The following is a 21,551-nucleotide window of genomic DNA, read 5'->3' as shown; positions in this document are numbered from 1 at the left end:
AGCTGCTTTCCAGATGGGCCGCCTGCCACGAAAATAGGCATTCCGCAGCGTAAATCTTGAGGCAAACTGAATGTTTTTGCCCCATTGTTGCCATAATGTAACAATGGCTGGCTCGGCAGGCAAAATACGCTGTTCTGTAGTGATTTAGGCGTTTTTCCTCAGTTTTTCTTGTTGATCTATATTGAGCCGGCCATTTCCCGCCTCGTGAAGAGGGCCCACGCCTTGTCGGAAATGCATTCGGCCAAGGTGTACATGTACGCACGGCGAATTCGTTGTTGCGCCGTTAACCTGAATTGGTTCTAGCTTGATGCAAGGATATTTCGGGAGGAGATTCATGTGTTATTCGCGTCCGAAAGCGCTGCTGGGCGCGGTGGCTGTTTCGCTGGCTTTGGTTGGGACGGTGCAAGCCGGGGGCTTTGACCGGGGCGGCGTCAACATCGACCAGCTGTTCGACGCGGCGCCATATTCGTTCGACGCGGGCGTCACCTATGTCTCGCCCCAGCGCAAACTCAAGAATGTGCAGCGCCTTGATTCTCCACCATACCCGGTTGCCTTATCGTCTTCGTCAGTGGAGATTGGCGGCGACTACGCCGTGCCGCATGTCGGGATCAAGGCCAACGTTTTTGAGCCGGTAGACTGTCTTGCCACCTATACCGAACCGTACGGCGCGGATGCAGATTTCGGCGCGAACAACGCCTATTCGCCGAGTGCGGTCAAATACTCTGTCGACACAAACGATTTCGGCCTCACCTGCTCCTATAAGGTGGATCTGGGCAAAGGTGCCGTTCGTTTCATCGGCGGTGTCTCCTATCAGCAGGTCGACGCGTTTCTGTCCCGCCAGACACTGCTCGCCTTCGGCAATACCGGCCTCGGCATTTTCAGGCTTTCCGACGAGGCGTGGGGCTGGCGCGCCGGTGCTGCCTATGAAATCCCCGAAATCGCCTTGCGCGGCAGCTTGATGTATTCTTCGAGCTACAAGTATGACGGTCTGTCGGGAACCGTAGACTCAACCGGCTTTCAAGGCGGGCCGTTAGGTAACGTCACCGGAGTGTTCCCGGTATCCGCCGCCTCCGAGATACCTCAAGCTGTCGAGCTCAAGCTGCAGAGCGGCATCGCCCCTGGCTGGCTGGCATTTGGTTCCATCCGCTGGCAGGAGTGGAGCAAGCTTGGCGTCATTGCCATCAATGGCGTGGTCAGCCCGGTCACCGGTGCTCCCTCGCCCGTTTCATTCGACCTGCTTTATCGCGACGGTTGGACGGTTACGGGCGGTATCGGCCACAAGTTCACCGACCACTTGTCGGGCGTGGTTTCGCTGACCTGGGATCGGGGCACCTCGACGACCTCCGGCTATCAGTCGGATACGTGGGCCGTGGCTAGCGGCGTCTCCTATTCGCCGAACGACCAGGTCGAGGTCAGGCTCGGCGGCTCGATCGGTGTGCTGACGAGCGGGTCATCGACTTTCAGCGGTGTCGGCGACGTGGCAAATGCCGTCACCTATACCTACGGCAACGACCTACTTCTCGCCGGTTCGGCTTCCGTTAAGATTAAGTTCTAACTACAAGTTTTTAAATGACAAAGGGGCCGGGCGCCGCCCGGTCGTTTCGTTCCGTGGGTCGTCTGGCATTTCGGGCGGCGCAACAATTGCCCCATGATGTTCGCTGCTGTAATTGTGACGTTTTGGCAACAGTTTCTGAACAACGCTCGCGCCACCCGGCCGCCCGGGAACATTGCCCATTTCCCGCCATAAACCCGGCGCACCTCAAACTTGTCTCGGGACACGCGCCAAAAGGCTAGGCGAAGAGGCAGGCCGCACCGCCCGCGGCAAGGACGAGCATGGACGCCAGAGCGATCTCCAAGGCCAAGCTGCCGAGCCGCCACGTGACCGTTGGTCCCGAGCGTGCGCCGCATCGCTCCTACCTTTATGCTATGGGGCTGTCGGCGGCCGAGATCGCGCAGCCGCTCGTCGGTGTCGCCAGCTGCTGGAACGAGGCCGCACCCTGCAACATCTCGCTGATGCGGCAGGCGCAAGTGGTCAAGAAGGGTGTGGCGGCCGCCAACGGCACGCCGCGCGAATTCTGCACTATCACCGTCACCGACGGCATCGCCATGGGCCATCAAGGCATGAAGTCGTCGCTGGTGTCGCGCGAGGTTATCGCCGATTCGGTTGAGCTCACCATGCGCGGCCATTGCTACGACGCGTTGGTCGGGTTGGCCGGTTGCGACAAGTCGCTGCCCGGCATGATGATGGCCATGGTGCGCCTCAACGTGCCGTCGATCTTCATCTATGGCGGCTCGATCCTGCCCGGCAGCTACCGTGGCCGGCAGATCACCGTGCAGGACGTGTTCGAGGCGGTCGGCCAGCACTCGGTCGGCACTATCAGTGACGCCGAGCTGCTCGAGATCGAGCAAGCCGCCTGTCCGTCGGCCGGCTCCTGTGGCGCCCAGTTCACCGCCAACACCATGGCCACCGTCGCTGAGGCGATCGGCCTGGCGCTGCCCTATTCCTGCGGCGCGCCGGCACCCTACGAGATGCGCGACCGCTTCAATTTCGCTTCCGGCGAAAAGATCATGGAGCTGATCGCAAGGAACATCCGCCCGCGCGACATCGTTACTGTGAAAGCGTTGGAAAATGCGGCGACCGTGGTCTCGGCCACCGGCGGCTCGACCAACGCGGCGCTGCATCTGCCGGCGATCGCGCACGAGGCCGGAATAAAGTTCGACCTTTTCGACGTGGCCAGGATATTCGAGAAGACACCCTATATCGCCGACCTCAAGCCGGGCGGCAAATATGTCGCCAAGGACATGTTCGAGGCCGGCGGCATTCCGCTCTTGATGAAGACGCTGCTCGACCATGGCTATCTTCATGGCGATTGCCTGACGGTGACCGGCCGCACTTTGGCCGAAAATATGGAACATGTGTCCTGGAATGACAGTCAGGATGTGGTCCGTCCCGCCAACAGGCCGATTACCCAGACCGGCGGGGTCGTGGGCTTGAAGGGTAACCTTGCCCCCGATGGCGCGATCGTGAAGGTCGCCGGCATGACGGAGCTCAAATTCTCGGGTCCGGCGCGCTGCTTCGATTCGGAGGAGGAATGTTTCGAAGCGGTTACGCATCGCAACTATAGGGAAGGCGAGGTTCTCGTCATCCGCTACGAGGGTCCGCGCGGCGGCCCGGGCATGCGCGAAATGCTGTCGACGACGGCGGCGCTCTACGGCCAGGGCATGGGCGGCAAGGTGGCACTCATCACCGACGGGCGTTTTTCGGGCGCGACGCGCGGTTTCTGCATCGGCCATGTCGGGCCGGAAGCGGCGGTGGGCGGCCCGATCGGGCTGCTTAGGGATGGCGACTTGATCTCGATCGATGCGGTGAACGGCACGATCGAGGTTGCATTGTCCAAAGCCGAACTGGCGGCGAGGGCAAAAGCATGGAAGGCGCGCACGACCGACTATCAGTCGGGCGCGATCTGGAAATACGCACAGACGGTCGGATCTGCCCGCGACGGCGCGGTCACCCATCCCGGCGGTGCCAAAGAAACACACTGCTATGCGGACATCTGAGTTGTTGAGGTCGTCTGTCCTTTCGGCACTGGTTGCGCTCGCCACGTTTGGCGCGACCTTGGGCGCCGTCGGCCAGGCCATGGCTTTCGACGACAAGGTGTTCGACGATAGGACCGGCGTGAAGCCGCAGTCGAGCCCGTGGGCGGTGTTCCAGTTCGGCTTTTCCGCCTACAAGAATGGCCATAAGGAGCAGGCCGCGGAAGCCTATAAATATGCCGCCGAGAACGGCCAGATCGGTGCCACCTGGAAGCTTGCGCGCATGTATGCCGAAGGCGATGGCGTGGCGCGAGACGACTACGCGGCGTTCAAGTTCTTCAGCGAGATCGTCGACCAGGACGTCGAGCCCGGTTCGCCCGAGGAAAGCTATGTTTCGGACGCGCTGGTGGCGCTTGGCGACTATCTGAGGAAGGGCATTCCCGGCAGCCCTGTCGAGGAGAACGAAGTGGCGGCCCAGGAATATTACATGCGTGCCGCCGCCAACTACCGCAACCCGAACGCCCAGTTCGAGATGGGCCAGATGTTCCTCAAGGGCGAGGGCGGCGTCAAGGCCAGCGTCAAGCAAGCCGGACGCTGGTTCCAGCTGGCCGCCGAAAAGGGCCATGCCGGCGCGCAGGCGACGCTCGGCAACTTGCTCTTCCAAAGCGGCAAGATCGTGCGGGGGCTGGCGATGATGACCGCGGCGCTCGAACGGGCCTCACCTGCCGACCAGCCATGGATCCGCGGCATGCAAGAAGAAGCGTTTGCCGCCGCCGGCGAAGCTGACCGCCGCACCGCGATCTCGCTGGCCGACGACATCCTCACCAAGGGTGGCGGCGACCAATAGTCGGCAGAATTTCCGTTTTTAGATCAGTTCTCGGTCGGTTCAGCCGGCACGCCGCCGGGCGCCGGTGTTGAGATGGGCGTGCCCTGCAGATGTGGGGCCAGCGTGTTCTCCGGGCAGCCATCCCGCTGCTTTGTCCAGGACGTGTTGTTGAGCACCATCTCGCAGCGGGCGAGGTAGCTTTGGCCGGCAAGCGTCAGGCAGGCGACCCGGCCGATCTCGAATGATTTGCCGTTGGCAAGGCACTCTGCATCGGCGAAAGCCGGCGTCGCCACCGCCATCGCAAGCGCGCAGCCGATCGGGCAGAGTGCAAATCGAGTAGTCATGGGAACCCCAGCCACCATGATGATTTCTCATCAAGCGCGCGATTTGTGGCGACAAAACGTCAACTTATCAATGTGTCGCCGGACAGCAGCTCCGGTCAGGCTGGCCGCAGCGCCAGATCGATCGCCACCGGCACGTGGTCGGAGGGTTTCTCCCAGGCGCGCACCTGCTTTTCGATCGAAGCCGAGGAAAACCAGTTGGCGGCTTCGGGCGACAACAGCAGGTGGTCGATGCGGATGCCGTTGTTCTTCTGCCAGGCGCCGGCCTGATAGTCCCAGAACGTAAAGATGTCCGGGGCGTCGGTGACGGCACGCACGGCCTCGGTGAAGCCGAGATTCTTCAGCCGCCGGAACGCCTGCCGCGTCGCGGGCTGGAACAGTGCATCGCTTAGCCAGTTTTCCGGATATTTCGCGTCGATCGGCTCGGGGATGACATTGTAGTCGCCGGCCAGGACCAGCGGCTCTTCCAGGCCAAGTCGCTCCTCGGCCCAGCGCTCCAGCCGCGCCATCCAGGAAAGCTTGTAGGAGAACTTCTTCTCGTCGTTGATCGGGTTGCCGTTCGGCAGATAGATCGAGGCAACGCGCAAGGCGCCCTTGTCGGTCGAGAACACGCCCTCGATGAAACGCGCCTGCTCGTCGGCATCGTCGCCCGGCAACCCGCGATTGACCTCATCGAAACGAAGCTTCGACAGGATGGCGACGCCGTTGAAGCCTTTTTGGCCGTAAGTCTCGACGTTGTAGCCGAGCGCCTCGATCTCGGCGCGGGGAAACTGCTCGTCGACCGTCTTGATCTCCTGCAGGCAGGCGATGTCGGGCGCGCTTTCCATCAGCCAATGGGTCAAATTGCCGATGCGTGCGCGAACGCCGTTGATGTTCCAGGTGACGATTTTCATAGGGGCCTCGATAGGCTGGTGGTCCGGAGACTAGCGATCCGGTGGATGACGTTCGACGAGGCCGATCGTATTGCCTGCCGGGTCCTTTAGGAAGGCCATCCATTCGCTTTCCCCTGCCTGGCCGAACAGGCCTTCGGTGTCGCGATGGACGAGCGCCGGCGGCGCGGTGAAGGGGACGCCGGCGGTCTTTGCCGAAGCGTGGAACTCTTCGAGGCCCGATATGTCGAGGTAGACGGTGCCGGCCGGCAGGCCGTCGGTGAAAAGCAGGCGCACGTCACCGGCCATGATGAAGGCGATGCCCGGCGGATCGAACCGCGCATGCAGGTTCATGCCGAGCACCTCGCGCCAGAACGCCAGCGTCGCATCGAGGTCGCGCCCGGCGGAAAGCGCGACCTGACGGACCGCGCCGATGTCTGGCATTTCTAGATTGAGAAGCTGGTGCCGCAGCCGCAGGAGGCGACCGCATTGGGGTTTCTGATCTGGAACGACTGGCCCATCAGATCATCAACGAAATCGATCACCGAGCCGCCCATATAGACCAGCGACAGGTCGTCGATCAGCACGGTGGCGCCGTCCTTTTCGATGGCGACGTCATCATCATTGCGCCCGTCGACTAGGTCGAACTTGTAGGAGAAGCCGGAACAGCCGCCGCCCTCGACCGAGACGCGCAGCGCGGTCTTACCGGCTTCGCTCGCCACGATCTTGGCGATCCGCCTGGCGGCGGCGTCTGTCATCTCGACTTTCATGGCGGTCTTGGCATCAGCGCCCATGGGCGTCACCTTGCATTCGGTTTTGTATGATAGGTATGAAGCGCGACGGGGCAAGTCAACTGCGGCATACGCTATGACCAACGAGTTGGGCGACATCGGATTCGGCTATCGGCCGCGCGCGGCCTATGCCAGCGACCCGGCGAAGTCGCGCGGGCGACTGTTCGACGAGGTGGAAAGCCCGACGCGCACGCCGTTCCAGCGCGACCGCGACCGCATCATCCATTCGACGGCGTTCCGCCGGCTGAAGCACAAGACGCAAGTGTTCGTCGCGCACGAGGGCGACCATTACCGCACGAGGCTGACGCATTCGATTGAGGTAGCGCAAATCGCACGCGCTCTGGCGCGGGCGCTGCGCGGCGACGATGACCTGGCCGAGGCGGTGGCGCTGGTGCACGACTTCGGGCACACGCCCTTCGGCCATACCGGCGAGGACGCGCTGAACGACAAGATGGCCGCCTGGGGCGGCTTCGACCACAATGCGCAGTCGCTGCGTGTGGTGACGCGGCTGGAGCGGCGCTATGCCGAGTTCGACGGGCTGAACCTCACCTGGGAAACGCTGGAGGGGCTGGTCAAGCACAATGGCCCGCTGACCGATGGCAAGGGGAAAGGGCTGAAGGGGCCGGTGCCGCAGGCAATCCGCGACTATTCCGAACTGCACGACCTCGAGCTCGACCGCTTCGCCGGTATCGAGGCGCAGTGCGCGGCGATTGCCGACGACATCGCCTACAACACCCATGACATCGATGACGGCTTGAGGGCAGGGCTGTTGACGCTGGATATGCTGGAGGATGTCTCGCTGCCGGGATCGATCCTCAAGGGGGTGCGTGAGCGCTATCCGGCGCTCGATGACGTACGCACCGGCCACGAGCTGATGCGTCGGCAGATCACCATCATGGTCGAGGACGTGATCGTCTCGACGACAGCCAATCTGGCGCGCATCAAGGCCGGCAGCGCCGAAGCGGTAAGGGAGGCCGGCGAGCCGATGGTGAGCTTCTCCGCCGAGACGGCCGCATCGGAAAAGGAGCTGAAGGCCTTTCTCTACAAGCACCTCTACCGGCATGCGGAGGTCATGCGGGTGCGCGCCGACGCCGACCAGATCGTCAGGGACCTGTTCGACGTCTATTTCGCCGATCCGCGCGCCATGCCGGATGGCTGGCGCGAAGGGCTCGACCGGGCGGAGGATCGCGTCAAGGCGCGCAGTGTTGCCGATTTCCTGGCCGGCATGACGGACACTTATGCGCTCAAGGAACACAGGCGTTTGTTTGACCATACGCCGGATTTGAGCTAGGGCGGGCGCGATTTTGCCGGCCAACGAGCCGGATCCCTGCAAAACCGTCAGAGCCACAGCAATGAACATCTTCGCCGATTTCAACGCGCGAATCATAAAGGCCGTCGAAGCGCTTGATTTGAAAGACAAGGCTGGCGTGTCGCCGGACCTGTCGCGCATTGCCGTCGAGCCGCCGCGCGATGCCAGTCATGGCGACCTCGCGACCAACGCTGCCATGGTGTTGGCCAAGCCGACCGGCCAGAACCCGCGCGCGCTGGCCGAAAGGCTGGCTGAGGCGCTGCGCGCCGACGAGGATATCGCGGCCGCCGAGATCGCCGGTCCGGGCTTTGTCAATCTCAGGCTCAAGGACGGTTTCTGGCAGGCGCATCTGACGGCGCTGCTCGGCGAAGGCCGCAACTACGGCCGCTCGACGGTCGGCGGCGGCAAGAAGACCAATGTCGAATATGTCTCGGCCAACCCGACCGGGCCTATGCATGTCGGCCATTGCCGGGGTGCTGTGGTCGGCGACGCGCTGGCCAATCTGATGGCCTTCGCCGGTTACGACGTCACCAAGGAATACGTCATCAACGATGCCGGTTCGCAGATCGACGTGCTCGGACGCTCAGCCCTGCTGCGCTACCGCGAGGCGCTTGGCGATGAGATCGGCGATATTCCGGCCGGGCTTTATCCAGGCGACTATCTGATCCCCGTTGGTCAGGCGCTGGCCAACGAATTCGGCCGCTCCCTGCTGCAGATGCCGGACGAGGAGGCGCTTGCCATCGTCAAGGACAGGACGATCGATGCGATGATGGCGATGATCCGCGAGGATCTGGCGCTGCTCAACGTGCATCACGACGTCTTCTTCTCCGAACGGACGCTGCATGCCAACAATGCCAAGAAGATCCGCTCGGCGATCAGCGACCTGACACTGAAGGGCCACATCTACAAGGGCAAGCTGCCGCCGCCTAAGGGCGAGAAGCCGGACGACTGGGAGGACCGCGAGCAGACGCTGTTCCGCTCGACCGCGGTCGGCGACGACATGGACCGCGCGCTGGTCAAGTCGGACGGCACCTTCACCTACTTCGCCGCCGACGTTGCTTATCTCAAGGACAAGGTCGATCGCGGCTTCGTCGATCTGATCTATGTGCTTGGCGCCGATCATGGCGGCTATGTGAAACGGCTGGAAGCGCTTGCCCGGGCAATTGCCGGCGACGAGGTAAAGCTTACCGTGCTGCTTTGCCAGCTGGTGCGGCTGTTTCGCGCCGGCGAGCCGGTGCGCATGTCGAAGCGGTCAGGCGAATTCGTGACCTTGCGCGAAGTGGTCGAGGAAGTCGGCCGCGACCCGATCCGCTTCATGATGCTCTACCGCAAGAACGACGCGCCGCTCGACTTCGATTTCGCCAAGGTGACCGAGCAGTCGAAGGACAATCCGGTGTTCTACGTGCAGTACGCCTCGGCGCGCTGCCATTCGGTGTTCCGGCAGGCGAGCGAGCAATTGGGCGAGGCCATGTTCGACCGTAACCAGCTGGCCGCCGAAGTGGCTTTGCTGACCGACGAGGGGGAGATCGGCCTGATCAGGAAGCTCGCCGAATATCCTCGGCTGATCGAAGCCGCGGCGCTCGCGCTTGAGCCCCACCGGCTGGCATTTTACCTCTACGAACTCGCTTCCAGCTTCCACGGACACTGGAACCGGGGCACCGATAATGCCGACTTACGTTTTGTTAAGGTTAACGACCGACAATTGACGCATGCCAGACTAGGGCTGGTGCAGGCTGTTTCGGACGTTTTGACGTCCGGCCTGACGCTGATCGGAGCCAATGCGCCCACCGAAATGCGTTAGGTTTGAGTAAAAAACCTGTCACCTTTTGCCCACATTGCGCTGGTAAGGGCCAACCCTACGCGACGTCCATGGCGTCCGAATGAGTGCGAGTTCGGGAACAATAATGGCAGACAGAACCCAGCTGAGAGCAGCCGACCACAACGACATCGCCAACGATGATCCGTTCGCGGAACTGACCAGGATCATGGGGTTCGACCCGCGCCAGCCGGTCAAACCGCAAACGCCGGCCCAGCCGAAAACCGCTGCCGCCGAACCGTCGGTGGATGAGGCCGATTTCGACATCGATCTCGAGAAGGAGTTGATGGGCGAATTCGGCGGCGACGCAAATGACAATACTTCCCCTGCTAAGCTTCGCGAGCCGACACCCGAACCGGCCGCCGCCGACGAAATGGAGGACGCGCTTGCCGCCTCGTTCGAACAGGATTTCGCGTTCGACGACAGTGCGGTGGACGATGGTGTTCCTGTTGCGGCCGCCCCTGTTGCCGCCGACGAAATTGCCTCCGCCGCCGAAAGGCCGTTCGCTCCCGCTGTCGAGCCGGAATTCGACGACGAGTTCGATAACGCCGTCGCCGGCTCGCTCGAAGACGTGTCGCCGTTCGAGGACGACCTGTCGAGTGACGACGAACTTGCCGCGTCTGTCGACCAGGGATTTCGGCTCGACGACGATGTGACGGCCAAGGTCGCGGTGACGGGCGAGGATGAACTCCGGGCCGCAGCCGAGGCGGTCGAGCCGGTCGACGAGCCGGCCTTCGACCCCGCCTTCGACGATGAGTTCGACAACGCCGTGGCAAGTTCGCTTGAAGACAAGCTGACGCTCGAAGAGCATGAGCCGATGGAGCAGGCGGTCGCCGTTGACACCGCGGTGCAAGCCGCCGCGCCTGCGTTCGATGATGAGTTCGACGATGCCGTTGCAAGCTCGCTCGAAGACGAGCTGATGTTCGACGAGCAGGAGCCGGCGGAAAACATCGCCGCCCCGGCATTGCCGGTTGAGGCGGTTTCGGCTGATGAGGATATTGCCGGCCATTTCGATGAGGCCATGGCCGATATCGACCTGGACTTCGACGTTCGCCCGAACGAACCTGCCGAAATCGAAGAACCAGAGTTTATCGACGAGCTGTCGATCGAAGAGCCAGAGGCCGCCCGGCTTTCCGGCACGGCCGCTGAAGCGGCGTTCGACGACGATTTCGATCTGAGCTTCGAAGATGCGCCTGCCGAGGACGCCGAAGAGGCCGTGGCGCAGGTCGTTGCGGCCGATCCAGCGGCGCCGGCCGCCGCTGTCGTCCCCACGCCTGCCCCAGCGGCTGAGGAACGGGCTGAAGAACGCAGCCTGGAAGACGAGCTGAACGCGCTGCTGGGTGCGATGAGCACACGGCCGGCACAAGCGGTCAACGAACCTCAGAGAAACCAGCAGTATGCCCAGCAGCCTGGCCAGAAGCCCGTGATGGCTGCTCAGCCGCCCATCGCGTCGGTAATTCAGAAGCCAGCAGTGGTTGCTGAACAACCAACGGCGGCGGCTGAAGACGTCACCAACGAACCGGTGCATCCTGTCGACGAGCTGGATTGGGAACTCGACGAGCACGAGCCGGCTGAGCCGCACCAGTCCAGTGCCGCCGATGACGTCGATCTTGGCAGTGCCCTCCTCGATGAGCTTGAAGGCGAGGATTTCGGTGTTGAAGCCGCCGCCGGACCTGAGGATGATCTCGACAGCGATGCGCTCGATGCCGACTTCGCCAGGAATATCGGCCTGGATCATGACTCGGCCGACAAGAGTGCGGCAGCTGCTGCCGAAGAAGACCCGCTCGATGCGCTGAACTGGCTGACAACACGCGCCACAGCGCCCGAGCCGGCCCGCTCGTGGAGCCGCGTGACACCGGTCGCACAGCCTCAGCCCGCTTTTGCAAGCCAGCCGGTCGCTTCGGCGCGTCGGGCACCACCGCCGCAGCCTGCTGCAACGCCGTCCTATCGGGCCGCACCGGTCGAAGACAGGCCGTCCTACGAAAGCCAGGCATCCCGTGAGGACAGGCGCTCCTATGAGGATCGGCCAGCCTACACAGAGGCTGCGCCAGCTTCGCATCAACAGCCCTCCGCCTATGACGAGATGCCCGATGTCGAGACGGTCGACGTGCCTGAGCGCGTCGTGGCGCTGGCGGACGATCTCGACATTCCGGAGCTCGACTTCGACGATGACGAGCCGGTGGCGCCCGCCTACGACGATCTTGATGCCGATTTTGCCAACCTTCTCACCGAAATGAATGCCACGGATATAGCGCCTGCCCCGGTGCGCAGTGCTGGCTATGACGATGAATACGACGCCGGCTTCGCATCTGGCTATAAGCAAGATCGTAGCGAGACGCGCGCCTATGGCGCCAAGCCTGCGGAGGCCCCCGTCAGCGCGGCGGCCGCTTCCTATGCCGATGCAGCGGACGGTTTCGATCTGGGCCCATTGCCCGCTGGCCAGCCGGTTTCGCAAGCCAACGATTTCACCTTCGATGAGCTCGACTACGATCCCGAGCTGGACGAGGAAATGTCGGTCCCGGGCCTCGCCGAACGCGAGGCCGAAAGGCGGCCGCGCAGGCGCGGGCTGTTGATAGGAGCGGTGGTCGGCGCAGTGGCGATCGCCGGGGGCCTTGGCGCCTTTGCGTTGACTCTCGGCGGCAAGAGCGGCGATGCGCCGGTTATCGTCAAGGCCGACAACGGGCCGATCAAAATCAAGCCGGAAAATCCAGGCGGCACCGTCGTGCCGAACCAGGACAACAAGGTCTATGACGCAGTGGTCAAGGGCACCAAGCCCGCCGAGCCGGTTCAGCAGAAGCTGGTCACCAATACCGAAGAGCCTGTGGACCTGAAGGCCAACGAACCGGAGAGCCGCGTCGTCGATCTTTCGCCCAATGACCCCGATGCCGCCGACGATATCGACGCGCCCGGCACCGTGGCGTCCGACACCGACGCGTCTGGTATCCCAGGGGCTGACACCAACGCGCCTGACACCAATGCGCTTGGCGCCAATGCTGCTGTCGATACCGAAACTGCCGCCGCACCGGCGCCCAAATCCGAGGATCGAATCGCGCAGGTTCTGCAGGAGGCGGAGAAGGGTGCTACTCCCGAGACCGTCGCCGTTGCGCCGCGCAAGGTACGGACCATGGTTGTGAAACCTGACGGCTCGTTGGTGGCGCGCGAGGATCCGGCGCCGGCCGCTCCGCAGGTGGCCGCTGCCGAGCCGGCCGATCCGGCGCCGCAACACGTGGCCCCGTCCGCCCAGGCCGACGCCGCCGCGCAGACCGGCACCGTGCCCTTGATCGACCAAATGACAAGTGATCCGAAGATTGGTGATCCGAAGATTGGCGACCAGCCCGGTGGCGACCAGGCGAGCGGCGACCAGGCCGAAACCTTTAAACTGCAGCCGGCGCCCAAGCCCGACACAAAGGCCGAAGCCAAGGCCCAGCCGTCAGCCAGCCAGCAGTCCGCCAGCACCCCGGCTACGGTCCCCGTGGCGCCGCAGCGTCCGTCCGACCAGCCGGTCGACGTGGTCGGCGAGGTCAAGCCCGACCAGGTAGCTTCCATCGATCCGGCCGCGGCCGGGGATGGTTCGTGGTCGATACAGATCGCTTCGCAGCCGACCGTCGAAAGCGCCCAGGCGACTTACCAGGATCTGCAGCGCCGCTACGGCAGCGTGCTTTCCGGCCGCACCGCCAACATCGTCAAGGCCGAGATTGCCGGCAAGGGCACATTCTACCGCGTCCGCGTTCCGGCGCAATCTCGCAACGAGGCGATCAAACTGTGCACCAGCTACAAGGCCGCGGGCGGCAATTGCTTCGTGTCCCACTAGAGCAATTCCAGGAAAAGTGTGAGACGGTTTTCCGTCCGGAATTGCGCAGAATCAAAGAGCTAGAGCGGTTCGGTGTTTTCGTGATACGTGAACCGCTCTAGCGGCACCAAAGCCCTTCGAAAAAAAGCCGGCGGCCGCGCCGGCTTTTTGGCGTGAGCGGAAACCTCTGAAGGCAATTGCGGGCGATTCCCTTTGTCGGCGCGAAGCTCTAAACTGTCCCGCATGACCGAATCAAAATCGATGATCCTTGGCTGCGCCGGGAAATCACTAACCCGCGACGAGATCCGTTTCTACCGCAACGAATGCCCGTGGGGCTTCATCCTGTTTGCGCGCAATATCGGCGAGACCGAGCAGATCCGCGATCTGGTCGCCGCCATGCGCGACTGCGTCGGGCGTGCGGATGCGCCCGTATTCATCGACCAGGAGGGCGGCCGGGTGCAGCGCCTGCGGCCGCCGCTGGCGCCCAACTATCCGGCTGCCGGCGCACTCGGTGCCTTGTGGCGCGACGATCATGACGCCGGCACCCGTGCCGCCTGGCTGATGGCGCGGCTGCATGCCTTCGATCTGCTGCGCTACGGCATCACGGCGGATTGCCTGCCGGTGCTCGACGTCCCGATCGAGGGCGCCAGCGACGTCATCGGCGCGCGCGCCTATGGCAAGGAGCCGCGTGCCGTCGTCGAATTGGGCCGCGCCGCGGCGGAAGGTCTGATGGCGGGCGGCGTGCTGCCGGTGATGAAGCATATTCCCGGTCATGGCAGGGCCTTCGCCGACACACACTTCGAACTGCCGACCGTCGACGCCTCGATCGGCGACCTGCAGCGGCATGATTTTGCGCCGTTCAGGGAGCTCAACCGTTTGCCGATGGCGATGACGGCGCATGTCGTCTATAGCGCGATCGACCCGAAGAACCCGGCCACGACATCCGGCAAGGTCATCGAAAAGATCATCCGCGGCGAAATCGGCTTCGACGGGCTGTTGATGAGCGACGACACCTCGATGAAGGCACTTTCTGGGGATTTCCCGTCAAAGGCGGCCGCTATCCTTGCGGCGGGCTGCGATCTGGTCCTTCACTGCAACGGCGTATTCGAGGAGATGGCCGGCATTGCATCGCGCACGACCGGGCTTGAAGGCAAGTCGTTTGAGCGCGCGGAGCGGGCGCTGACCTATATCAGGAACCGTGACGTAGCGGACGAGACCGAGATTCGGGCCGAATTTGCCAGTTATTTCGACGCGGTAGCCTAGCATCAAAGGAAGCGAAGTGGCGGAAACATTGGACCTGAAGGCCGGCAAGGCCGCACCGATGGACCGCCTGTGGGCCGAGAACGACGATTCCCGGGTGACCGGCGATCCGGCGTTGGTCGTCGACGTGGCCGGTTTCGAAGGTCCGCTCGATCTTCTGCTGCATCTTGCCCGCAACCAGAAGGTCGACCTGTCGCGCATCTCGATCCTGGCGCTGGCCGAACAGTATCTGGCGTTCGTCGAGAAGGTGAGGGCGCTGAGGCTGGAGCTTGCCGCCGACTATCTGGTGATGGCGGCGTGGCTGGCGTTTCTCAAGTCGAAGCTTCTGATCCCCAAGCAGCCCGGCGACGAAGGCGAAAGCGGCGAGGAGCTGGCGGCGGTGCTGCAGTTCCGGCTGAAGCGGCTGGAGGCGATGCGCGACGCGGCGGCACGGCTGGTCAACCGCAACCGGCTCGGACGCGACGTGTTTGCACGCGGCATGCCGGAAATGATCATCGTCGAGAAGCGCAATGCCTATTCGGCCTCGCTCTACGACCTGTTGACCGCCTATGCGCAGCAGCGCCAGAAGCAGGCGATCACCAATGTGACGATCGCCAGGCGTGGCGTGTGGTCGCTCAAGGATGCGCGCGACGTGCTGACCAGGCTGATCGGATCGCTGCGCGACTGGACGGCACTCGACAGTTTCCTGGTCGAATATCTTGCCGGCCCGGAAGAGCGGCGCACTGCGGTTGCCAGCTCGTTTGCGGCGACGCTGGAACTGGTGCGCGAAGGCAAGATGGAAATGCGGCAGGACCAGGTGTTCGCGCCGCTTTATCTGCGCGGCCGCGCCCAGGCCATCAAGATAGTCGAGGTGACACCATGAGCGAACGCGCCAACGCTTCGGTCATTCCGTTCAAGGTCGACGACGACGCCGAGCAAGGCGCGGTCGCCGAGAACCCGGCACAAAATCAGGGGCTGAATTTGTCTCGGAATCCCGGCGAGCGGCTGCATATGGCGGAGGCCGTACGGATGGCCGAGGCGATCGTATTCGCCAGCGCCGAGCCGGTCAGCGAAAAACAGCTCACTTCGCGACTGCCGGACGGCATCAACATTGCCGCGGCAATGGCCGAACTGCAGCAGATCTATGCGCGGCGCGGCGTCAATCTGGTGCGCGTCGGCGATGCCTGGGCGTTTCGCACCGCCGGCGACCTCGCCTTCCTGATGAGCCGGGATACCGTTCAGCAGCGCAAACTGTCCCGCGCTGCCCTCGAAGTGCTGGCGATCATCGCCTACCACCAGCCGGTAACGCGTGCCGAGATCGAGCACATCCGCGGCGTCGAGACGTCAAAGGGGACGCTCGACACGCTGATGGAGACCGAATGGGTGAGGATGCGCGGCCGGCGCCGCACCCCCGGCCGTCCCGTCACCTATGGCACGACCGACATTTTCCTCGACCATTTCGCGCTTGAGGAGATACGCGATCTCCCCGGCATGGAGGAATTGAAGGGTGCGGGGCTGCTGTCCGGCCGCATGCCGTCGAATTTCTCGGTGCCGCTGCCGCCGGCCGACCCCGATACGCTCACCGACGACGAGGACCCGCTGACCGACATCGACCTCGAGGAACTCGGTCTTTTGACGCCGCGCGTCACGGAAGATTGAGCCGAGCGCCATCTTAAAGCCACAGGCAGGATGGAACTGCGCCGATTGGTAGCGGACCAGCGTGCCGAAAGTGCGTGACTTCGGCCGCTCATTCATGAACTCTGTCGCAGTTCTGTTTGAATCCGAACCCGAAAGCGCATAGATCAGCGTCTGGGAAACCGTTCGAGAGAGATTTGCTATGGGTTCATTTTCGATTTGGCACTGGATGATCGTTCTGGTGATCGTGCTGCTGGTCTTCGGCCGCGGCAAGATCCCCGAGTTGATGGGCGACATGGCCAAGGGCATCAAGAGCTTCAAAAAAGGCATGGCCGACGACGAGACTGCCGAGGACAAGCGCACCGTCGAACACCGTGCCGACGAAACCGTTTCGGTACCGAAGGAAAAAGCCAGCAAAGGCTGAGCCCAAACTTTAGTCGGAACGTATAGCCATGTTCGAAGTCGGCTGGACCGAGATGCTGGTGATCGCGATCGTCATGATCGTGGTCGTCGGACCCAAGGATTTGCCCAACATGCTGCGCACCTTCGGCCGCACGACGGCGAAGCTGCGCGCCATGGCGTCCGATTTCCAGCGGCAGTTCAACGATGCGTTGAAGGAAGCCGAGCTCGATGACGTCAAGAAGTCGGTGGATTCGCTGAGAAGCCTCAATCCGGCAGCCGAGATCAGGAAGCAGCTCAATCCATTCGAGCAGGCCGCCGCCGACGTCCGTTCCGGCGTCGATGCCGTGATGAAGCCCAAGCCGGCCGTCGATGCCGCCGCTTCGACGGAGCAGGCAGCCGAGCCGCTGAAGAACGGCGCAACGACGATGCCGGGCGTCAACCCGCCGGAGCCGACGCCGGCCACGCCGACCTTTCCGGCGATGACGGACGAGTCCGTCGTGGCGCCGGCGGTGCAGGCGCAAACGGCTGCAGCGGCCGTGCCGCAAAAAGCAGCGGCGGCAAAGAAGAAGCCGGCGTCCGCGAAAGCCGCGGCCGCCGTGCCGGCCAAGCCGGCAAAGACCGCTGCGCCAAAGGCCGCCGCAAAAGCTGAGCCGAAAACGCAGTCGCCAGCAGCGAAGAAGCTGGCGCCAGCAGCGAAGAAGCCGGCCGCCAGGAAAACGGCGGGAGCCGCCAAGTGAGCGTTTCGGACAAGGAAAAGGACGAGATAGAAAAATCGTCGGCTCCGCTGATGGAGCACCTGATCGAGTTGCGCCGGCGGCTGATCTGGTCGATCGGCGGTTTTTTCGTCGCCTTCCTGGTCTGCTTCTTTTTCGCCAAGCGGCTGTTTAACCTTCTGGTCATTCCGTTCAGATGGGCGACCCAATGGGCCGGGCTCGACCCGCACAAGGTCGAGCTGATCTATACGGCGCCGCAGGAATTCTTCTTTACCCAGGTCAAGCTCGCCATGTTCGGCGGCATGGTTATTGCCTTTCCGCTGATCGCCACGCAGATCTACAAATTCATCGCGCCCGGCCTCTACAAGAACGAACGCAATGCCTTCCTGCCGTTCCTGATCGCCTCGCCGATCCTGTTCCTGATGGGCGCGTCGCTGGTCTATTTCTTCTTCACGCCGATGGTGATGTGGTTCTTCCTCGCCATGCAGCAGACCGGCACCAACGACCAGGTGCAGATTTCGCTGCTGCCGAAAGTGTCCGAATATCTCAGCCTGATCATGACGCTGATCTTCTCCTTCGGCCTGGTGTTCCAACTGCCGGTGGTGACAAGCCTGATGACGCGGGTCGGTATGCTGTCGTCCACGGCATTGGCCGAGAAGCGCAAATGGGCGATCGTCATCGCCTTCGTGGTGGCGGCGGTGCTGACGCCGCCCGACCCGATGAGCCAGATCGGCCTCGCCATTCCGACGATCCTGCTCTACGAGGTCTCGATCTGGTCGGCCCGGCTGATCGAGCGCAGCAAGGAGCGCGACCGCGTGGCCCGCGAAAAGCAGGACGCCACCGAAGAGGTGGCCGAAAAGCCGGCGGACGCGTCTTCGACGTAGGTTCGGTCGAGGCGGGCAGCTTTTTTCTTCCGGCTGCAGCAACTTTGTTCTTGCTTTGTGCCGGCAGCTATGCTACTAATTTGGGTATGGTGCTAATTGGCTCCAACGACCCGCCCGCCGAGGCGGGTTTTTTGTTTCTTGCTTCCTTTTGAAAGTTCCTGCGTTGCCGGCTGATGTCGGCGGGACAGCGCCCCCCTCTGTCCTGCCGGACATCTCCCCCACAAGGAGGGAGATTGGCGGCTTGGCCGACGGCTTGCTTTTTTCAGCGCTGGAGATTGGCGAAAGCCGCAGTGACGGCCGATCTCCCCACCCGTTGGGGGAGATGTCCGGCAGGACAGAGGGGGCGCGAAGGAACTCGGCCTGACATCTTGCATCAATGAAAGATGCGGTTTACGCCCCTGGTCTTTGTTTTGGGCATATCGTTGCCCCACAAACGCTGCGCATTTTGGGCGACATGCCCCCTGAGGACGAACAGACCATGCTTGACATCAAATGGATTCGCGAGAACCCGAAGGCCCTTGTCAAGGCGCTCCAGAAGCGCTCGTGGTCGGCTGAGGCGGCGCAGTCCACGGTCGATGATTTGATCGCGAGGGATGAGGCGCGGCGCGAGCATCTGACCGAGCTGCAGGCCAAACAGGAACGCCGCAACGCCGCATCGAAGGAGATCGGCAATGCCATGCGCTCGGGCGATGCCGCCCTTGCCGAACGGCTGAAGGCCGAGGTCGGCGAGATCAAGGCTTTCATCCAGAACGGCGAGGCACGCGAGCGCGAGCTCGACAAGGCGCTGAACGACGCGTTGGCGGTGCTGCCTAATGTGCCGCTTGAGGATGTGCCGGTCGGCAAGGACGAGCACGACAACGTCGTCAAGCGCGTTGTCGGCAAGCTGCCGACGCGGCCGAACTGGGTGAAGGAGCATTTCGAAATCGGCGAAGCGCTTGGCATGATGGACTTCGAGCGGGCGGCGAAGCTGTCCGGCTCGCGCTTCACGGTGCTCAAAAGCGGCTTGGCGCGGATGGAACGCGCGCTCGGCCAGTTCATGCTGGATCTGCACACCACCGAACACGGCTACGAGGAGATCCAGCCGCCGCTGATGGTGCGCGACGAGGTCCTTTTCGGAACCGGGCAACTGCCGAAATTCGAGGAGGATTTGTTTTTCGTTCGGCATGGGGACGGCAGGCTTGGGCTAATCCCGACCGCCGAAGTGCCGCTGACCAACCTCGTCCGCGAGGAAATCACGCCGCACGAAAAACTGCCGCTGCGCTACACCGCGCTGACACCTTGCTTCCGTTCGGAGGCGGGCTCGGCCGGCCGCGACACGCGCGGCATGCTGCGCCAGCACCAGTTCTACAAGGTCGAGCTGGTGTCGATCACCGACCAGGAGACTTCGGTTGCCGAACATGAGCGCATGACCGAATGCGCCGAGGAGGTGCTGAAGCGTCTCGGCCTGCCGTTCCGCACCATGACGCTGTGCACCGGCGACATGGGCTTTGGCGCGCGCAAGACCTACGACATTGAGGTCTGGCTGCCCGGCCAGAATGCCTATCGCGAAATCTCGTCGTGCTCGGTATGCAGCGATTTCCAGGCGCGGCGCATGGACGCCCGCTACAAGGACAAGGACGGCAAGGGCAACCGCTTCGTCCACACGCTGAACGGTTCGGGCACCGCCGTCGGCCGCGCTCTGATCGCCGTCATCGAAAATTACCAGAATGAGGACGGCAGCGTAACCATTCCTGAAGCGCTTCGGCCTTACATGGGCGGTCTGGAACAGATCGAATCGAAATAATGCGCATCCTTCTGACCAACGACGACGGCATCCATGCCGAGGGCCTTGCGTCACTGGAACGCATTGCCCGTACGCTGTCGGACGATGTCTGGGTGGTGGCGCCGGAACAGGACCAGTCCGGCTATGCGCATTCGCTGTCGATCTCGGAGCCGCTGCGGCTCAGGAAAATCGGCGAAAAGCACTTTGCCGTGCGCGGCACGCCGACCGACTGCGTCATCATGGGCGTGAAGAAGATCCTGCCCGAAGCGCCTGACCTGATCCTGTCCGGCGTCAATTCCGGCGCCAACATCGCCGACGACGTCACCTATTCGGGCACGGTCGCCGGCGCCATGGAAGGCGCGCTGCTCGGCGTGCGCTCGATCGCCATCAGCCAGGCCTATTCCTACGTCGGCGAGGACCGCGTCGTTCCCTACGAGACTACTGAAGCGCTGGCGCCGGCGCTGCTCGAAAAGCTCGTCGCCATACCGTTGCCGGACGGCGTGCTGCTCAACGTCAATTTTCCGAATTGTGAGCCGGAAGAAATCGCCGGAACTGTGGTCACTTCGCAGGGCAAGCTGGTCCACAGCCTGTGGGTGGACGAGCGGCGCGACGGGCGCGGCTTGCCTTACTACTGGCTGCGCTTCGGCCGCGAGCCGGTCGAGGGCAAGCAAGGCACCGACCTCCATGCCTTGCGCAATCGGCTGGTGTCGGTGACGCCGCTGCAGCTCGATCTCACCGCCCATGAAATCCGCGATCAACTGGCCAAGGCGCTCGCATGAGCTTGAATCACGCTGCAACGGTCGACGACCGCGAAGGTTTCGCTGCCTTCCTGCTTCGCCTGCGCGGCAGGGGCACAGTGCCGAAGGCGCTGATCGCCGCCTTCGAGGCGACGCCGCGGCGCGGCTTTCTGTCTCCGCATTTTCACTCGATCGCCTGGTCGGACCGTATGCTGCCGATCGAATGCGGCGAGGCCATCGAGGGCGCCGACCTGCAGGCGGCGGTGATCGCGGCACTTGCCGTTGAGCCGGGCAACCGGGTGCTCGAGATCGGCACCGGGTCCGGCTACACGGCGGCGGTGATGTCGCGGCTTGCCGCGCGTATCGTGACCATCGACCGTTACAAGACGCTGGCCGAACAGGCTCGGCAGCGTGTCGAGGCACTCGCCATCGGCAATGTCATCGTGCGTCAGGCGGACGGTTCCAACGGGCTGGCCAACGAAGCGCCGTTCGACCGGATCGTCGCCTGGGCGGCTTTCGACAGCCTGCCGCGTTTTCTGCTCGACCAATTGTCGAGCGGCGGCATCGTTATCGCGCCGATCGGACCCGACGAGGGCGAGCAGGTGCTGGCCAAGCTGACCAAGGTCGGCAGCCGCTTCGAACGCGAGGATATCGGCCTGGTGCGCCTGCAGCCGATCCTGCACGGCGTCGCCGCAGTGATCTAATTTCCGGGCACATCGCGCCGCTTGGGGATCAGCCGAAGCCTGTTGTTTCGTCATTCTGGGGCGCGACGAGGAGCGAAGCGACGTAGCGCAGACCCTACAGCGGTTTAGCTTTTGATAGAATCGCCGAGCCGCTCTATCTCTTTGTTTTGACGCAATTCCGAACGGAAAACCGTTTCACACGTTCCCTGGAATTGCTCTA

General features: G+C 63.1%; 19 protein-coding genes. 15 read left to right on the top strand and 4 right to left on the bottom strand.

Annotated features, from left to right (window positions below; translation table 11 throughout):
- Positions 1 to 334 precede the first annotated feature (334 nt).
- The 3 genes from AC0L2P_RS09600 (at position 335) to AC0L2P_RS09590 (ending at position 4,381) form a co-directional block, all read left to right on the top strand.
- Positions 335 to 1,555: an outer membrane protein transport protein gene (locus AC0L2P_RS09600; RefSeq protein ID WP_473500997.1), complete on the top strand. Its 1,221-nt coding sequence runs from the start codon at positions 335 to 337 to the stop codon at positions 1,553 to 1,555.
- 278 nt (positions 1,556 to 1,833) lie between these two features.
- Positions 1,834 to 3,558 (top strand): dihydroxy-acid dehydratase, encoded by a 1,725-nt coding sequence (gene ilvD / locus AC0L2P_RS09595; RefSeq protein ID WP_473500996.1) that lies wholly within the window; start codon positions 1,834 to 1,836, stop codon positions 3,556 to 3,558.
- Positions 3,545 to 4,381, top strand: a complete 837-nt coding sequence (locus tag AC0L2P_RS09590) for a tetratricopeptide repeat protein (protein ID WP_473500995.1) — start codon at positions 3,545 to 3,547, stop codon at positions 4,379 to 4,381. Before ilvD ends, AC0L2P_RS09590 begins: the two co-directional genes overlap by 14 nt.
- Positions 4,382 to 4,404: 23 nt before the next feature.
- Here AC0L2P_RS09590 and AC0L2P_RS09585 read toward each other — a convergent pair whose 3' ends face one another.
- The 4 genes from AC0L2P_RS09585 to erpA all read right to left on the bottom strand — a co-directional run bounded on the left by AC0L2P_RS09585 (position 4,405) and on the right by erpA (position 6,364).
- Entirely contained in the window at positions 4,405 to 4,722 is a 318-nt protein-coding gene (locus tag AC0L2P_RS09585; protein WP_473500994.1) for a hypothetical protein, read from the bottom strand.
- A 77-nt stretch (positions 4,723 to 4,799) separates the two neighbouring features.
- Positions 4,800 to 5,594, bottom strand: coding sequence for an exodeoxyribonuclease III (gene xth / locus AC0L2P_RS09580; protein WP_473500993.1), 795 nt, complete (start codon positions 5,592 to 5,594; stop codon positions 4,800 to 4,802).
- Positions 5,595 to 5,624: 30 nt separating this feature from the next.
- The gene (locus AC0L2P_RS09575) at positions 5,625 to 6,014 is read right to left on the bottom strand and encodes a VOC family protein (RefSeq protein ID WP_473500992.1); all 390 of its coding nucleotides are present in this window, start codon (positions 6,012 to 6,014) and stop codon (positions 5,625 to 5,627) included.
- A gap of 2 nt (positions 6,015 to 6,016) precedes the next feature.
- On the bottom strand, positions 6,017 to 6,364 hold the full coding sequence (gene erpA, locus AC0L2P_RS09570; RefSeq protein WP_352539735.1) for an iron-sulfur cluster insertion protein ErpA: 348 nt from the start codon (positions 6,362 to 6,364) through the stop codon (positions 6,017 to 6,019).
- Positions 6,365 to 6,437: 73 nt separating this feature from the next.
- Here erpA and AC0L2P_RS09565 point away from each other — a divergent pair, with 73 nt between their 5' ends.
- From AC0L2P_RS09565 to AC0L2P_RS09510, 12 genes are all read left to right on the top strand, one after another.
- Positions 6,438 to 7,652: a deoxyguanosinetriphosphate triphosphohydrolase gene (locus AC0L2P_RS09565; protein WP_473500991.1), complete on the top strand. Its 1,215-nt coding sequence runs from the start codon at positions 6,438 to 6,440 to the stop codon at positions 7,650 to 7,652.
- Between the two features lie 61 nt (positions 7,653 to 7,713).
- Positions 7,714 to 9,471, top strand: coding sequence for an arginine--tRNA ligase (gene argS, locus AC0L2P_RS09560; protein WP_473500990.1), 1,758 nt, complete (start codon positions 7,714 to 7,716; stop codon positions 9,469 to 9,471).
- 103 nt (positions 9,472 to 9,574) lie between these two features.
- Positions 9,575 to 13,297 (top strand): SPOR domain-containing protein, encoded by a 3,723-nt coding sequence (locus AC0L2P_RS09555; protein WP_473500989.1) that lies wholly within the window; start codon positions 9,575 to 9,577, stop codon positions 13,295 to 13,297.
- Positions 13,298 to 13,519: 222 nt separating this feature from the next.
- Entirely contained in the window at positions 13,520 to 14,539 is a 1,020-nt protein-coding gene (gene nagZ, locus AC0L2P_RS09550; protein ID WP_473500988.1) for a beta-N-acetylhexosaminidase, read from the top strand.
- A gap of 58 nt (positions 14,540 to 14,597) precedes the next feature.
- Positions 14,598 to 15,398 carry a segregation and condensation protein A gene (locus AC0L2P_RS09545; RefSeq protein WP_473501177.1) on the top strand — a complete coding sequence of 267 codons (801 nt, stop codon included), beginning with the start codon at positions 14,598 to 14,600 and terminating at the stop codon, positions 15,396 to 15,398.
- Complete coding sequence (scpB, locus tag AC0L2P_RS09540) at positions 15,395 to 16,174, top strand: SMC-Scp complex subunit ScpB (protein ID WP_473500987.1); 780 nt, start codon at positions 15,395 to 15,397, stop codon at positions 16,172 to 16,174. The genes AC0L2P_RS09545 and scpB overlap by 4 nt, the downstream gene beginning before the upstream one ends.
- A gap of 178 nt (positions 16,175 to 16,352) precedes the next feature.
- The gene (locus AC0L2P_RS09535; RefSeq protein ID WP_254818320.1) at positions 16,353 to 16,574 is read left to right on the top strand and encodes a twin-arginine translocase TatA/TatE family subunit; all 222 of its coding nucleotides are present in this window, start codon (positions 16,353 to 16,355) and stop codon (positions 16,572 to 16,574) included.
- Between the two features lie 28 nt (positions 16,575 to 16,602).
- Positions 16,603 to 17,289, top strand: coding sequence for a Sec-independent protein translocase protein TatB (gene tatB, locus AC0L2P_RS09530; protein WP_473500986.1), 687 nt, complete (start codon positions 16,603 to 16,605; stop codon positions 17,287 to 17,289).
- Entirely contained in the window at positions 17,286 to 18,149 is an 864-nt protein-coding gene (gene tatC / locus AC0L2P_RS09525) for a twin-arginine translocase subunit TatC (RefSeq protein WP_023678927.1), read from the top strand. Before tatB ends, tatC begins: the two co-directional genes overlap by 4 nt.
- A 478-nt stretch (positions 18,150 to 18,627) precedes the next feature.
- Positions 18,628 to 19,932, top strand: a complete 1,305-nt coding sequence (gene serS / locus AC0L2P_RS09520; RefSeq protein ID WP_473500985.1) for a serine--tRNA ligase — start codon at positions 18,628 to 18,630, stop codon at positions 19,930 to 19,932.
- Positions 19,932 to 20,690 (top strand): 5'/3'-nucleotidase SurE, encoded by a 759-nt coding sequence (gene surE, locus AC0L2P_RS09515; protein WP_473500984.1) that lies wholly within the window; start codon positions 19,932 to 19,934, stop codon positions 20,688 to 20,690. Before serS ends, surE begins: the two co-directional genes overlap by 1 nt.
- Positions 20,687 to 21,352 carry a protein-L-isoaspartate(D-aspartate) O-methyltransferase gene (locus AC0L2P_RS09510; RefSeq protein ID WP_473500983.1) on the top strand — a complete coding sequence of 222 codons (666 nt, stop codon included), beginning with the start codon at positions 20,687 to 20,689 and terminating at the stop codon, positions 21,350 to 21,352. Before surE ends, AC0L2P_RS09510 begins: the two co-directional genes overlap by 4 nt.
- The last annotated feature ends 199 nt before the right edge of the window (positions 21,353 to 21,551 follow it).

This window comes from Mesorhizobium sp. WSM4836 (genome assembly GCF_055811815.1).
Note: the sequence above shows the minus strand (reverse complement) of the source record. Positions and strands in the feature narration are given on the sequence as shown.

What these genes read in the sequence shown, in the direction of transcription:
- AC0L2P_RS09600 (WP_473500997.1), top strand. Translation starts at nt 335, where the DNA reads ATGTGTTATTCGCGTCCGAAAGCGCTGCTGGGCGCGGTGGCTGTTTCG.
- ilvD (WP_473500996.1), top strand. Translation starts at nt 1,834, where the DNA reads ATGGACGCCAGAGCGATCTCCAAGGCCAAGCTGCCGAGCCGCCACGTG.
- AC0L2P_RS09590 (WP_473500995.1), top strand. Translation starts at nt 3,545, where the DNA reads ATGCGGACATCTGAGTTGTTGAGGTCGTCTGTCCTTTCGGCACTGGTT.
- AC0L2P_RS09585 (WP_473500994.1), bottom strand. Translation starts at nt 4,722, where the DNA reads ATGGTGGCTGGGGTTCCCATGACTACTCGATTTGCACTCTGCCCGATC.
- xth (WP_473500993.1), bottom strand. Translation starts at nt 5,594, where the DNA reads ATGAAAATCGTCACCTGGAACATCAACGGCGTTCGCGCACGCATCGGC.
- AC0L2P_RS09575 (WP_473500992.1), bottom strand. Translation starts at nt 6,014, where the DNA reads ATGCCAGACATCGGCGCGGTCCGTCAGGTCGCGCTTTCCGCCGGGCGC.
- erpA (WP_352539735.1), bottom strand. Translation starts at nt 6,364, where the DNA reads ATGGGCGCTGATGCCAAGACCGCCATGAAAGTCGAGATGACAGACGCC.
- AC0L2P_RS09565 (WP_473500991.1), top strand. Translation starts at nt 6,438, where the DNA reads ATGACCAACGAGTTGGGCGACATCGGATTCGGCTATCGGCCGCGCGCG.
- argS (WP_473500990.1), top strand. Translation starts at nt 7,714, where the DNA reads ATGAACATCTTCGCCGATTTCAACGCGCGAATCATAAAGGCCGTCGAA.
- AC0L2P_RS09555 (WP_473500989.1), top strand. Translation starts at nt 9,575, where the DNA reads ATGGCAGACAGAACCCAGCTGAGAGCAGCCGACCACAACGACATCGCC.
- nagZ (WP_473500988.1), top strand. Translation starts at nt 13,520, where the DNA reads ATGACCGAATCAAAATCGATGATCCTTGGCTGCGCCGGGAAATCACTA.
- AC0L2P_RS09545 (WP_473501177.1), top strand. Translation starts at nt 14,598, where the DNA reads ATGGACCGCCTGTGGGCCGAGAACGACGATTCCCGGGTGACCGGCGAT.
- scpB (WP_473500987.1), top strand. Translation starts at nt 15,395, where the DNA reads ATGAGCGAACGCGCCAACGCTTCGGTCATTCCGTTCAAGGTCGACGAC.
- AC0L2P_RS09535 (WP_254818320.1), top strand. Translation starts at nt 16,353, where the DNA reads ATGGGTTCATTTTCGATTTGGCACTGGATGATCGTTCTGGTGATCGTG.
- tatB (WP_473500986.1), top strand. Translation starts at nt 16,603, where the DNA reads ATGTTCGAAGTCGGCTGGACCGAGATGCTGGTGATCGCGATCGTCATG.
- serS (WP_473500985.1), top strand. Translation starts at nt 18,628, where the DNA reads ATGCTTGACATCAAATGGATTCGCGAGAACCCGAAGGCCCTTGTCAAG.
- surE (WP_473500984.1), top strand. Translation starts at nt 19,932, where the DNA reads ATGCGCATCCTTCTGACCAACGACGACGGCATCCATGCCGAGGGCCTT.
- AC0L2P_RS09510 (WP_473500983.1), top strand. Translation starts at nt 20,687, where the DNA reads ATGAGCTTGAATCACGCTGCAACGGTCGACGACCGCGAAGGTTTCGCT.